The sequence below is a fragment of the Streptomyces crystallinus genome (assembly GCF_039521265.1).
In the GTDB taxonomy this organism is placed as follows: domain Bacteria; phylum Actinomycetota; class Actinomycetes; order Streptomycetales; family Streptomycetaceae; genus Streptomyces; species Streptomyces crystallinus.
The window spans coordinates 1-13576 of sequence record NZ_BAAACA010000019.1; the positions used below are offsets into that span (position 1 = coordinate 1).

Annotated in this window: 10 protein-coding genes; 6 read left to right on the forward strand and 4 right to left on the reverse strand. The window is 74.1% G+C overall.

Features of this window, described 5'->3' with window-relative positions:
- Positions 1-43: 43 nt before the first annotated feature.
- Complete coding sequence (locus tag ABD236_RS17355; protein ID WP_344074641.1) at positions 44-874, reverse strand: alpha/beta fold hydrolase; 831 nt, start codon at positions 872-874, stop codon at positions 44-46.
- Positions 871-1548 (reverse strand): DUF998 domain-containing protein, encoded by a 678-nt coding sequence (locus ABD236_RS17360; protein ID WP_344074642.1) that lies wholly within the window; start codon positions 1546-1548, stop codon positions 871-873. The genes ABD236_RS17355 and ABD236_RS17360 overlap by 4 nt, the downstream gene beginning before the upstream one ends.
- Before the next feature lie 162 nt (positions 1549-1710).
- On the opposite strand from ABD236_RS17360, the gene ABD236_RS17365 reads away from it, so the two are divergent.
- The 3 genes from ABD236_RS17365 to ABD236_RS17375 all read left to right on the forward strand — a co-directional run bounded on the left by ABD236_RS17365 (position 1711) and on the right by ABD236_RS17375 (position 5663).
- Entirely contained in the window at positions 1711-2169 is a 459-nt protein-coding gene (locus tag ABD236_RS17365) for a hypothetical protein (protein WP_344074643.1), read from the forward strand.
- Between the two features lie 64 nt (positions 2170-2233).
- Positions 2234-3835, forward strand: a complete 1602-nt coding sequence (locus tag ABD236_RS17370; protein ID WP_344074644.1) for a multicopper oxidase family protein — start codon at positions 2234-2236, stop codon at positions 3833-3835.
- Positions 3836-3914: 79 nt separating this feature from the next.
- Positions 3915-5663 (forward strand): NAD+ synthase, encoded by a 1749-nt coding sequence (locus tag ABD236_RS17375; protein ID WP_344074645.1) that lies wholly within the window; start codon positions 3915-3917, stop codon positions 5661-5663.
- Between the two features lie 61 nt (positions 5664-5724).
- Here ABD236_RS17375 and ABD236_RS17380 read toward each other — a convergent pair whose 3' ends face one another.
- The gene (locus tag ABD236_RS17380) at positions 5725-6747 is read right to left on the reverse strand and encodes an endonuclease/exonuclease/phosphatase family protein (protein WP_344074646.1); all 1023 of its coding nucleotides are present in this window, start codon (positions 6745-6747) and stop codon (positions 5725-5727) included.
- A 316-nt stretch (positions 6748-7063) separates the two neighbouring features.
- On the opposite strand from ABD236_RS17380, the gene panB reads away from it, so the two are divergent.
- The 3 genes from panB (at position 7064) to ABD236_RS17395 (ending at position 10072) form a co-directional block, all read left to right on the forward strand.
- A complete protein-coding gene (panB, locus tag ABD236_RS17385) occupies positions 7064-7942 on the forward strand; it encodes a 3-methyl-2-oxobutanoate hydroxymethyltransferase (protein ID WP_344074647.1) in 879 nt (292 codons plus the stop codon).
- A 253-nt stretch (positions 7943-8195) separates the two neighbouring features.
- Positions 8196-9221: an ATP-binding cassette domain-containing protein gene (locus tag ABD236_RS17390; protein WP_344074648.1), complete on the forward strand. Its 1026-nt coding sequence runs from the start codon at positions 8196-8198 to the stop codon at positions 9219-9221.
- Positions 9218-10072 carry an ABC transporter permease gene (locus ABD236_RS17395; protein ID WP_344074650.1) on the forward strand — a complete coding sequence of 285 codons (855 nt, stop codon included), beginning with the start codon at positions 9218-9220 and terminating at the stop codon, positions 10070-10072. Before ABD236_RS17390 ends, ABD236_RS17395 begins: the two co-directional genes overlap by 4 nt.
- A gap of 13 nt (positions 10073-10085) precedes the next feature.
- Here ABD236_RS17395 and ABD236_RS17400 read toward each other — a convergent pair whose 3' ends face one another.
- A complete protein-coding gene (locus ABD236_RS17400) occupies positions 10086-13412 on the reverse strand; it encodes an AfsR/SARP family transcriptional regulator (RefSeq protein ID WP_344074651.1) in 3327 nt (1108 codons plus the stop codon).
- Positions 13413-13576: the final 164 nt, after the last annotated feature.

Consider the following 13576-nt stretch of genomic DNA (forward strand, 5'->3'; position numbering starts at 1 on the left):
GCCCCGGGGTCCGGGGGCCCGCCCCCACCCACCCCCGGAGGGTTTAGGGAAGGGGCGGGGTGGGGGAACTGACCGCCGACGCCACCGCACCCGCGTCGTCCAGCATCACCAGGTGCCCCGCCCCCTCAGCCACCCGCAGCACACCCCCCAGCACATCCGCCAGGTCCCGCTGGCGCGCCAGCCACCCCGCACCCCCCGCCCCGCCCGCCAGCACCGTCACCGGCACCCTGGGCAGCGGCACACGGTCGCGCAGGCAGAGGAGTTCCGCCGCGACCGGGCGGTAGCGGGCGTTCTCCAGGAGCACGCCCCGCCACACCCGCGAGGAGCGGTAGCAGCGGACCAGACGGGCCGCCGCCGGATCGCCCCCGCCCGTCCGCGACAGCCGTACCGCGGCGCGCCGCAGCAGCGGGCCCACGGCCGCCGGCAGGCCCAGCCCCGCCAGCACCGCCCCGCCCGCCCGCGCCGAGGCCACCCGCGCCCCCGCCGCCACCGGCACCCGTACGTCCGGCTCCACCGAGGAGTCCACCAGGACGAGCGCGGCCGTGCGCTCCGGGTGCAGCCGCGCGAACGCCTCCGCGTGGAAGCCCGCGATCGAGTGCCCCACCACCGTCACCGGTCCGGCCACCCCCACCGCGTCCAGCACGGCCGCGATCCGGTGCGCCTCCCCCGAGACCGTGGGCGGCGCCGGGAACGGGCCGGAGAGGCCGTGCCCGGGGCGGTCGAAGCGGACCACCGTGCAGTGCGGCGCCAGCAGCGCCACCACCTCGTCCCAGTCGAACCAGGCCATGCCCAGACCCGCGCTGAGCAGCACGGGCGGACCGCTCCCCTCGACCAGCACGTGGTGCGGGACCCCGTCGATGCGTACGAACGTCATACGCGATTCTCGCGCGCCACCGCGTACGCCAGCACCCCCAGCCACACCGCCACGCACAGCACCTGTGCCCGCTGCCCGGCCCCCAGCGCCCAGGTCCCGCGGCCGGCCTGGAACGCGGCGATCGCGGCCAGCGTCCAGGCGGTGGCGGCCAGTTCGAGGGCGGCCAGCACCGGCCCCACCCGGGCCAGCGCGGCCCAGCGGCGGTAGCGGCGGGCCGCGACCGTCAGACAGCCGACGGCCACCAGGGCGCCCGCCATCGCGAGGCTGCTGCTGACCGCGTGCGCGGTGTGCGTGGCCGGGACCAGGCCCGCCGTCTCGCGGGCCGCGCACTCGGGGTCGACGGTCGGCGCGCAGCTCAGCGGAAGCCGCGAGTCGGCCACGGTCGCCGCGCCGAACAGCACAAGCCCGGACCACCCGGCCAGCGACCAGGCCCGCCGCTCGCACCGCCACAGCGCCCACGCCGACCCGGCGAGCACCAGCACCCCGGCCGTCAGATCGGTGGCCCGGAAGAGCCCGCCGAGCGGCTGGTCGGCGGCGGCGAGCTCGCTGACGTACGTCCGGACGGGGTCGAGGCCGGTGTGCAGGAGCACTTCGAGCACCCAGGCGGTGTACGCGAGCGCGCCGAGCGCCAGCAGGACCACCGCGGGCCGGACGCGTGAACCAGCTAGGGGCATAGTGGCGCCAAGGGTACTTATGGCGTCCCCGCCGTCCGGCGCTCGCGGGGGGCCACGAGCTCTGCCACTTCGGTCGCGTCCGTGGTCGTCATGGGCTCATGCTCGCCGGGGCGCCCCGGCCCCGCACGTCGAGCCATACCGGGTGGGGGTAAGGTGCGGTCCATGGGGAGCGCGCGGAGGACCACGGCGTACGGGCAGTTGCTGCTCTGCGCCGCGCTGCTCTTCGGGATCTTTGCGATGCACACGCTCGGGCATCCGGCGGAGCACTCGGCACCAGCCGGGGAGCATGCCGCGAGGGCCGCCGGGGGGCACTCCCCCGCCACCGCCGGGGCGCACGCGCCGACGCCGGCCATGGAGGCGCCCGCCCCCGTCACGGCCGCTCTCCACGGAGCCGCCGCCGCTCCCCGCCATGAGCCGATGCGCGGGATGGACCCCGGGTCCGTGTGTCTCGCGGTGCTCGGTGCGTGGGGGCTCGCCCTGCTCGCCGTACGGCTGCTGGCGGTGCGCGGCCGCACCCCGGGAGCGGTGGTCGCCCGCGGCCGGACCCTGCGGCCGCTGTGGCCGAACCCGCCCCCTCCCTACGGGAGTTCCGTCGCCGCCTTGTCGGTACTGCGCCAGTAGGAGCGCGCGAAGCAGGAGACGCGCCCCTACTTCCGCATGCCCACACCACGAGGTGCATCCCGTCATGTCCGCACACCCCACCCGACGCGCCGTGCTCGGCGCCACCACCGCCGTCGCGGGCGGCACCCTGCTCGCCGCCTGCTCGTCCGGCTCCATGGACGGCACGGCCCACGGCTCCCGGCCTTCGGCCGCTCCCGGCGGCTTCGTCGACCCGGCCGGTCCGGAGGTCGCCGCCGCCGAGGCCCGGCGCGGCTCCGGGCCCGTCCGCGACGTCAGGCTGACCGCCACCGCGGCCCCGCTCGACCTGGGCGGCCCCACCGTCCGCTCCTGGGCGTACGGCGACCGGCTGCCCGGCCAGGAGGTGCGGGTGACCGCGGGCGACACGCTCGCGCTCACCCTCGCCAACCACCTTCCCGAGCCGACCTCGCTGCACTGGCACGGCCTCGCCCTGCGCAACGACATGGACGGCGTGCCGGGGCTCACCCAGCGGCCCGTCGCGCCGGGCGCGTCCTTCACGTACAAGTTCGCCGTCACCCGCCCCGGCACCTACTGGTTCCACCCGCACTCCGGCGTCCAGCAGGACCGGGGGCTGTACGCCCCGCTGATCGTCGAGGACCCCAAGGAGCCGCTGGCGTACGACCGGGAGTGGGTCGTGGTCCTGGACGACTGGGTCGACGGGGTGGACGGCTCGACCCCGGACGCGGTCCTCGCGGAGCTGCGGGCCGGGATGGGCGGCGGGTCCGGCGGCGGCATGGGCGACATGGCGGGCATGGACCACTCCGGCCACGACATGCCCGGCACGGCCTCGCCGAGCGCCACCGGCCGCGGCGGCCCCTCCCGGATGCTCATGGCCGCCACCAGCCCGCTGCTGGGCGGGGACGCGGGTGACGTCGCGTATCCGTACTACCTCATCAACGGCCGTACGCCCCAGGCCCCTTCCTCCTTCACGGCGAAGCCGGGCGAGCGCATCCGGCTGCGGATCGTCAACGCGGGCGGCGACACCGCCTTCCGGGTGGCGCTCGGCGGCCATGAGCTGACCGTGACCCACACGGACGGCTTCCCGGTCCGCCGCACCACGACCGACGCGCTGCTGCTCGGCATGGGCGAGCGGTACGACGTGCTCGTCACGGCGGGCGACGGGGTGTTCCCGCTGGTGGCCGAGGCCGAGGGGAAGAAGGCGGCGGCGCTCGCGGTGCTGCGCACCGGCGCCGGGTCCGCGCCCGACGCCTCGGTACGCCCCAAGGAGCTGGCCGGGCGGCTGCTGACGGCCGACCGGCTCTCCCCCGACGCGTCCGTGGCGCTGCCCCCGAAGGCGCCCGACCGGACCGTGAAACTGACGCTGACCGGCGGGATGGCGAAGTACGACTGGGCCTTCGACAAGCAGCCGTACCGGCCGGACCAGCGCCACCCGGTCCGGGCGGGCGAGCGGGTGCGGCTGGTCTTCGCCAACACCACCTCGATGTGGCACCCGGTGCATCTGCACGGCCACACCTTCGCGCTGGCGGGCGGCGCGGCCGGGGCCCGCAAGGACACCGCGCTGGTCCTGCCCGGCAGGACGCTGACCGTGGACTTCGACGCCGACAACCCCGGCCTGTGGATGGTCCACTGCCACAACGTCTACCACTCGGAGGCCGGGATGATGACGGTCCTGGGGTACCGGAAGTAGGCCGGTGAGGGGGTGGAGCCGGGCGCGGCGCGCCGCGCTCCACCCCCCATCGCGTCGCTTTGACGATTACACTGGCGGGGTGCCTCAACTACGTCTCGCTCTGAATCAGATCGACTCGACCGTCGGCGCCATCGCGGCCAACGCCGAGGCGATCGTGCACTGGACCCGGCACTGCGCCGAGCAGGGCGCGCACCTCGCCGCCTTCCCCGAGATGATGCTGACCGGCTACCCCGTCGAGGACCTGGCGCTGCGGTCCTCGTTCGTCGAGGCCTCCCGGCAGGCGCTCACCGACCTGGCGGCGCGGCTGGCCGCCGAGGGCCTGGGCGAGCTGCCGGTGGTCGTGGGCTACCTCGACCGCTCCGGCGACCGGCCCCGCTACGGCCAGCCCGCGGGCGCCCCGCGCAACGCGGGCGCCGTGCTGCACCGGGGCGAGGTCGTCCTCAGATACGCCAAGCACCATCTGCCCAACTACGGCGTCTTCGACGAGTTCCGGTACTTCGTGCCGGGGGAGACCCTGCCGGTGATCCGGGTCCACGGCGTCGACGTGGCCCTAGCCATCTGCGAGGACCTCTGGCAGGACGGCGGCCGCGTCCCGGCCACCCGCTCGGCCGGGGCCGGGCTGCTGCTCTCCATCAACGCCTCGCCGTACGAGCAGAACAAGGACGACACCCGGCTCGAACTGGTCCGCAAGCGCGCCCAGGAGGCCGGGTGCACCACCGCCTACTTGGCGATGACCGGCGGCCAGGACGACCTGGTCTTCGACGGCGACTCCATCGTCGTCGACCGGGACGGCGGGGTCGTCGCGCGCGCCCCGCAGTTCAGCGAGGGCTGTGTGCTGCTCGACCTGGAGCTGCCCGCGGCGGGCCCGGTCCCGTCCGGGACGGTCGACGACGGGCTGCGGATCGAGCACGTGACGCTCTCCGAGGACCCCGTCCCGGCGTACGAGCCGGAGCTCACCGGCGGGCAGGCGGAGCGGCTCGACGACGACGAGGAGGTCTACTCGGCGCTGGTCACGGGGCTGCGCGCGTATGTCGTCAAGAACGGCTTCCGGTCCGTCCTGATCGGCCTGTCCGGCGGCATCGACTCGGCGCTGGTCGCCGCGATCGCCTGCGACGCACTGGGCGCGGAGAACGTGTACGGCGTGTCGATGCCGTCCAAGTACTCCTCGGAGCACTCCAAGGAGGACGCGGCCGAGCTGGCCCGGCGCACCGGGCTGAACCTGCGCACGGTGAGCATCGAGCCGATGTTCAGCGCGTACATGGACTCGCTGGGCCTGACCGGGCTCGCCGAGGAGAACCTCCAGTCGCGGCTGCGCGGCACGACGCTGATGGCGATCTCCAACCAGGAGGGCCATCTGGTGCTGGCGCCGGGCAACAAGTCGGAGCTGGCGGTGGGGTACTCGACGCTGTACGGCGACTCGGTCGGCGCGTACGGCCCCATCAAGGACGTCTACAAGACGACCGTGTTCCGTCTCGCCAAGTGGCGCGACAAGGCGGCGGCCGAGCGCGGCGAGGTCCCGCCGATCCCGGAGAACTCGATCACCAAGCCGCCCAGCGCCGAGCTGCGCCCGGACCAGGTCGACACGGACTCGCTGCCGGACTACCCGGTCCTGGACGCGATCCTGGCGATGTACGTCGACCGCGACCAGGGCCGCGAGGCGATCGTGGCGGCCGGGTTCGACGCGGAGCTGGTGGCGCGGACGCTGCGGCTGGTGGACACCGCCGAGTACAAGCGGCGCCAGTACCCGCCGGGCACCAAGATCTCGGCGAAGGGCTTCGGCAAGGACCGGCGGCTGCCGATCACCAACCAGTGGCGCGAGTCGGTCTGACCCGCACCCGGCGGCCGGCGGCTCGGGTGCCGCCGGCCGCCGGGCCTTCGGCCTGTCGGGGTCAGATCTTCAGCCGTGCGGCGATCGGCAGGTGGTCACTGGGCGTGCGGCCCAGCGTCCACGACGACTTCGGCTCGACGCCCTTGACCATGATCTGGTCGATCCGGGCCATCGGGAAGGACGCGGGCCAGGTGAAGCCGAAGCCGTTGCCGGCCGCGCCCTGGGTGGAGCGCATCTGCGAGGTGATGTTGTTCAGGGCGCGGTCGTTCATGGTGCCGTTGAGGTCGCCGAGCAGGACCACCTTCCTGACCGGCTCGCTCGCGATCGCGTCGCCCAGGGCGTCCGCGCTGGCGTCCCGCTGGCGCGCGGTGAACCCGGCGCTCAGCTTCACCCGCACCGAGGGCATGTGCGCCACGTACACCTTGACCTGGCCCGCGGGGGTGCTCACGGTGGCCCGCATGGCGCGGGTCCAGCCCATCCGGATGTCGACCGGCTCGGCGTCGCTCAGCGGGTACTTCGACCACAGGCCCACCGTGCCCTGCACCGAGTGGTGCGGATAGGTCGCGGCCAGCGCCTTCTCGTACGCGTCGACGCTGCGGCCCGGCAGCTCCTCCAGGGCGAGGACGTCGGCGCCGGAGGCGATGAGGTCGCGGGCGGTGCCGGCCGGGTCGGGGTTGTCGGCGTTGACGTTGTGCGTGGCGACGACCAGGTTGCCGCCCTTGCTCTCCTTGTCGGTGAGCAGCCCGCCGAAGAGGTTGAGCCAGACGAGGGCCGGCAGCACCAGGGCGATCAGCGCGGTCGCCGAGCGCCGCCACAGGGCGAGGCCCAGGAGCACCGGAACGAACACGCCGAGCCACGGCAGGAAGGTTTCCGTGAGGCTGCCGAGGTTGCCGATCCGGTTGGGGATCTTCGCGTGGACCAGCATGACCAGCGCGATCAGCACCGCGAGCCCGGCCAGGACGAGGCCGCGCCGCCAGATGCCCGGATCGTTCTTCCAGCCGTCCAGCAGGCGTCGGACCCGGGATCCGGAGCGCTCGCCCTCCGCGCTGCCGTTCCCCGTCTCCGCCACGTACGCCCGCGTCATACCGCTGTCCTCACTGCCTTGCCTTCGCACACCGTCGCCCCGATGACCCTAGGCGATGGGGGGTGCCTTTCCCTGCTGTCGTACTGCCTGTCGTACTGCCTCGATGACGACGGGGCGCCGCGCCGGGTTCCAGCCGGTCACGGCCACGGCGCCTGCTGTGACAAAACGCGCATATTTGCGGCCCAGAGTGGTTTAAAGCTCATGTATTTGCGTGACTGAGGCACCCACTTCCCGTCGACGGGGGTGGGATGCCACCATGGAAGTGGTCCGGAGACGCCGTCAGGGCGCTTCGAGATGACGAACAGGAGCCGTTGCGATGACGCAACAGATCAAGGCTGCGCAGAATCCGCCCGCGGAACGTTCCGACAGCAGCAAGGCGCTGTACGGGGGCAAGTCCACGCGCCGCGTCACGGTCCACGACATCGCCGCCGCCAAGGCGCGGGGCGAGAAGTGGCCCATGCTCACCGCCTACGACGCGATGACCGCGTCCGTCTTCGACGAGGCCGGGATCCCGGTCCTCCTCGTGGGCGACTCGATGGGCAACTGCCACCTGGGCTACGAGACCACCGTCCCGGTCACGCTCGACGAGATCGCCATGCTGTCCGCCGCGGTCGTACGGGGCAGCAAGCGCGCCCTCGTCGTCGCGGACCTGCCGTTCGGCACCTACCAGGAGGGCCCGGTGCAGGCGCTGCGCAGCGCCACCCGCCTGATCAAGGAGGCCGGCGTCGGGGCCGTCAAGCTGGAGGGCGGCGAGCGCTCGCTGGCCCAGACCGAGCTGCTCGTGCAGTCCGGCATCCCGGTCATGTCCCACCTGGGCCTTACCCCGCAGTCCGTGAACGCCATGGGCTACCGGGTGCAGGGCCGCTCCGACGAGGCCGCGCACCGGCTGCTGCACGACGCGAAGGCGGCGGAGTCGGCGGGCGCGTTCGCGGTGGTGCTCGAACTCGTACCGGCCGAGGTGGCCGCCGAGATCACGCGCTCGCTGCACATCCCCACGGTGGGGATCGGGGCGGGCGTCTCGTGCGACGCGCAGGTGCTGGTGTACACGGACATGGTGGGGCTGACCGGCGGGAAGGTGCCGCGGTTCACGAAGCAGTACGCGGATATGCGCCGGGTCCTCGGTGACGCGGCCAAGGAGTTCGCGGGCGAGGTCGTGGACGGGGCGTTCCCGGCGGAGGAGCACACGTTCCACTAGGCCTGGTCGTTCGACTGCGGGCCGTCTTGGGCTGGTCGCGCAGTTCCCCGCGCCCCTAGGTACTCAGGGGCGCGGGGCTGTGACGTTGTGCGGCTCTGCCGCGTGGGCGCGCTCGGCCACCGACGGCCCGCAGCCGAAGCAGCGACCGGTCACCCAGGAACACACGGCCCAGCCGTGCCCGTGTCGGCGGGCTGTCGGCCCTTGTAGGCGGGCTGTCGGTGGATTGTCGGTGGCGGCTGGCACCTTTGGGGGCATGACGCGAATCGACGACAACCCCGAAGGCGGCGCGGCCAACGCCGTCACGGTGCGGGGGCTGGTGAAGCACTTCGGCGACACCAAGGCGCTGGACGGCGTGGACCTGGACGTACGCGAGGGCACGGTCCTCGGAGTCCTGGGTCCCAACGGCGCCGGCAAGACCACCCTCGTCCGCTGCCTGTCCACCCTGATCGTGCCGGACTCCGGCACCGCCACCGTCGCCGGGTACGACGTGGTGAAGCAGCCCCGCCAGCTGCGCCGCACCATAGGCCTCACCGGGCAGTACGCCTCGGTGGACGAGAAGCTGTCCGGCTGGGAGAACCTGTACATGATCGGGCGGCTGCTCGATCTGTCCCGCAAGGACGCCAGGGCCCGCGCCGACGAGCTGCTGGAGCGCTTCTCGCTGACCGAGGCCGCCAAGCGGCCCGCGATGAACTACTCCGGCGGTATGCGCCGCCGCCTCGACCTCGCCGCCTCGATGATCGGCAACCCGGCCGTCCTCTACCTGGACGAGCCCACCACCGGTCTCGACCCGCGCACCCGCAACGAGGTGTGGGACGAGGTCCAGCGGATGGTGGCCGAGGGCGCCACCGTCCTGCTCACCACGCAGTACATGGAAGAGGCCGAGCAGCTGGCCAACGAGCTGACGGTCATCGACCGCGGCAAGGTCATCGCCAACGGCGGCATCAACGAGCTGAAGGCGAAGGTCGGCGGGCGCACCCTGCAGATCCGGCCCGCCGACCCGGCCCAGCTGGGCGCCATGGCCCGGGCCATCACCGAGGCCGGTCTCGACGGGGTCTCCGGCACCCAGGCGATCCCCGACGAGGGCCTGCTGAACGTGCCGATCCTCAGCGACGAGCAGCTGACCGCCGTGGTCGGCCTGCTGGGCGCGCGCGGCTTCGGCATCGCCCACATCGGCACCCATCTGCCCAGCCTGGACGAGGTGTTCCTGGCCATCACCGGCCAGAAGCCCACCCACCAGGAGTCCGAGAGCGACGAGCACACCGAGGAGGTCGCGGCATGAGCACCGCCACCACCGCCAAGGCGGCCCCCACCAAGGCGCCGACCGGCATCCGCCCGCCCGCGGCCGACGCCGACGGCCGGATCGGCCCGCGCGCCAACCTGCGCCACATAGGCGCCCTGGTGCGCCGCAACGCACTCCAGATCAAGCAGGACCCGGAGTCGATGTTCGACGCCGTGTTCATGCCGATCATCTTCACCCTGCTGTTCGTGTACGTCTTCGGCGGCGCGGTCTCCGGCAAGGGCAACCAGGACGCGTACGTCAACTACCTGATCCCGGGCCTGATGGCGATGCAGGGCCTCAACATCGCGATGGCGGTGGGCACCGGCATCAACGACGACTTCAAGAAGGGCGTCATGGACCGGTTCCGGACCATGCCCATCGCCCGGTCGTCGGTGCTGATCGCCAAGATCGTGGTCGAGATCGGCCGGATGGTCGTGGCCACCACGATCCTGCTCACCATGGGCTTCATCCTCGGCTTCTCGGTCGAGACCTCGGTGTTCGAACTGCTCGCGGCGGTCGGCCTGTCGCTCCTTTTCGGCGCCTCGCTGATGTGGATCTTCATCCTGCTCGGTCTCACCATGAAGACGGCGCAAGCCGTCCAGGGAGTGGCGATGCTGGTGCTGATGCCGTTGCAGTTCGGCTCGTCGATCTTCGCCAAGCCGACCACGATGCCGGGCTGGCTCCAGACCTTCACGGACTACAACCCGCTCTCCAACCTCGCCGACGCGGCCCGCAACCTGGTCAACGGCGGCCCGGTCGCCCACTCGGCCCTGATGACGCTGGGCTGGGCGGTGGCGATCACCGTGATCACGGCGCCGCTCGCGGTGGCCAAGTTCCGCAAGCGGACCTGATCCTGACGTGTTGTCAGTCGCGTTCGCGCTGTGCCAGGGCGGCGGCCTCCTCCAGGGAGAGGCCGCCGCCCTCGGCGTACGCGGCGGCGTAGGCGGCGGGGTCGAGCAGCGGGCGGACCGCCGCCTCGACCCTGTCGCGCATCTCGACCTCCATCGGGGAGGCGAAGTGGACCGCCGGCAGCAGCGCGTCGTGCGCGCCGACCAGCCGGGCCGCGTCGGCGGCGGTCGCGCTGCCCGGCTCCACCAGCCCCGCCCACGCCCAGGCGACGGAGAGCAGATGCACCGGGACCATCTGCGGCGCGACCATCCGGGCCATCGGCTCCACGGACCGCCGCAGCGCGGCGCGGGCGTCCACCAGGCCCTTGTCGTAGGCGCCCTCCAGGTTCTCCAGCCAGGCCCGGATGCCGATCACGAAGCCCTCGAAGAGCGCGAGGTTGCTCGACTTGAACTCCTCCAGCATCAGCGCGAGCTGCTCCCGCGCCTCCGGGATCCGCTGGGTGCGGCCCAGCCACATCGCCAGGAACATCCGGGCGGCGGGCTGCGCCTCGTACCCCGCCGGGCGGCCCGCCGCGACGATCTCGCGCAGCATCGCCTCGCCGCGCTCGCCCTCGCCGGTCTCCAGGAGCACCGAGGCGAGCCGCGCCTTCAGGAGCGACACCTGGCTCTGGGCGCCCAGCCGTTCGGCGTACCGCACGGCCTCGCTGTAGTCCTCGCCGGCCAGGGCGTACTCGCCGCGCCGCTCGCGGGCCTCACCGCGTGCGGAGAGCGCCTCGGCGGCGCCCCAGTCGTCGCCCAGGCGCCGGAAGATGTCGAGCCCGGCCTCGGCGTCGAGGGTGGCCTCACCGGCCCAGTCGCTGCGGTTGGCGAGGACGTTGGCGCGCATCTGGAGGGCGTTGGCGAGCTCCCACTCGTAGCCGAACTCCTCGCAGGCCGAGACCGTGGCGTCCAGCAGCTCCTTGAGCGCCTCCGCGTCACTGGTCATGATCACCGGGAAGAACCAGAGCGCGCCGGGCATCTTGCAGGTCTGCGGCAGCCCGGGCCGGTAGACGTCCACGATGGTGCGCAGCCGCTCCTGGGCCTCGGGCGTCGTCCAGTCGTCGCCGGTGTGGTCCATGGAGGCGAGCAGGAACAGCCGCACCCCGCGCCGGGCCTCCTGGAGCACCTCGGGCTCCATGGGCGGCGGGCTGTCGGTACAGCGCGCGAAGACCGGGGGCGCGGGCTCGGCGGGCGGCGCGAACGGGTCGGGGCCGAGCTCCGCGACCGCCCCGGCCCAGCGGTGGGCCTCGCCGCGCAGATCGCGCATGTGCCAGTACGAGCCCAGCGCGTGCACCATGCAGAGCGCCTCCTGCTCGTCGGCGAGGTCCACGGCCCGGCGCAGCGCGGTGCGCAGGTTCTCGTACTCCCGCTCCAGGAGCGCGACCGCGGCGCGCTGCCCGGCGCCGCGCAGCAGCGGGTCGGTGGTCCTGGCCAGCTCGCGGTAGTGCACCAGGTGGCGGCGCTCGGTGGCGGCCCGGTCCCCGGCGTCGTCGAGGCGCTCCGCGGCGTACTCGGCGACGGTCTCCAGCAGCCGGTAGCGCATCTCGCCGCCGTCCCCGGGCGCGGCGACGACCAGCGACTTGTCGACGAGGGAGCCGAGTAGCGGGGCGACGTCGCGGGCGGCGACGCCCTCGCCGTCCGCGCACACCTCCTCCGCCGCCGCGAGCCCGCTGCCGCCCGCGAAGACGGAGAGGCGGCGCAGCACCGTACGCTCGGGGGCCTCCAGCAGCTCCCAGGACCAGTCGACGACCGCGCGCAGGGTCTGCTGGCGCGGCAGTACGGTACGGCTGCCGCTGGTCAGCAGGCGGAAGCGGTCGTCGAGCCGGTCCGCAATCTGACGCGGCGTCAACATCCGTAGCCGGGCGGCGGCGAGCTCCACCGCGAGCGGCAGCCCGTCCAGGCGGCGGCAGATCTCGGCGGCCGCCCCGGGGTCGTCCTCCACCCGGAAGCCCGGCCGCGCCGCCGCGCCCCGGTCCGCGAGCAGCCGCAGCGCCACCGGCCCCGGCAGCGGCTCCACCGGCCGCACCAGCTCGCCCGGCACCCCGAGCGGCTCCCGGCTGGTGGCGAGGATGGTCAGCCGCGGACAGCGGGCGAGCAGGTACTCGGCGAGCGCGGCGGCCGCGTCGATCACATGCTCGCAGTTGTCCAGGAGCAGCAGCATCCGGCGGCGCTCGCAGTGCGCGGCGAGGTGGACGAGCGGGTCGCCCACCGTGCGGTCGGCGGCCCTCAGCTCCTCGGCGCCGGCGCCGTGCAGCACGGTCTCGCGGGCGCCGACCGAGGTGAGGACGGCGGCGGGCACGGCCGCCGGGTCGGCCACCGGGGCCAGCTCGGCCAGCCACACCCCGTCGGGCCAGCCGTCGCCGGCCGCGCCGACGGCCTCGGCGGCCTCCTGGGAGAGCCGGGTCTTGCCCGCCCCGCCGGGCCCGAGCAGCGTCACCAGGCGCGCGGCGCCCAGGTCGCCCCGGATCGCCTCGATGTCGGCCTCGCGCCCCACGAAGGAGGTGAGCCGGGCACGCAGATTGCCCGGCGCGGCGGGGCGGGCGGCGGGCCCGGGGTCCGGGGCGGGCGCCGATGGCGCGTCGGGGGTGTGCAGCAACTCGCCGTGCAGTGCCCGCAGTTCGGGGCCCGGGTCGGCGCCGAGTCGGTCGGCGAGGGTGCGGCGGACGTCCTCGTACGCGGCGAGCGCCTCGGCGGTGCGGCCCGCCGCGCGCAGGGCGCGGATGCGCAGGGTGTGCAGCGGCTCGTCGAGCGGGTGGGCGGCGCAGAGCGCGGCGAGCTCGGGCAGCACCTCGTCGGCCCGGCCGAGGGCGAGCGCGGCGGCGAGCCGCGCGCGGCGGGCGTCCAGGCGGCGGGCCTCCCAGCGGGCCGCCTCGGCCGCGCGGTCGGGCAGGTCGGCGAGGACCGGGCCGGTCCACAGCGCCAGCGCGTCGTCCAGCCGGGACAGCGCCTTGGCCGGGTCGCCCTGCTCCAGGGCGCGGGTGCCCTCCCCGGCGAGCCGCTCGAAACGGAAGAGGTCGACGTCGTCCGGTTCGGCGTCCAGGCGGTAGCCGCCGCCCTCCACCGAGGCGATCGCGCCGTGCCCGGCGACCCGGCGCAGCCGCCCCACCAGCGCCTGGAGCGCGCCGGCCGCGTCGGCGGGCGGCTCGCCGTTCCACACCTCGTCGACCAGCAGGCCGACCGGGACCGTACGCCCGGGGCGCAGGGCGAGCACGGTCAGCAGGGCGCGCAGCCGCGCCCCGCCGACGGCCACGGCCGTTCCCTCGGGGTGGAGCAGTTGGGTGGTGCCGATAATCCGGTAGCGCACGGGCCCATTCTCCGTGACCGGCGGCGCGCCCGTGCCCCCGCCTGCCAACTCCCGGCCAAGGGCCGGTGGCCAGGGGTGGAACTCGTACGGGATCGCCGGACGTTGCCGGGGTATCAGATGTACGGTCGGGCCGTCCGACCGCACCTCCACCCCGGGAGCCCCGC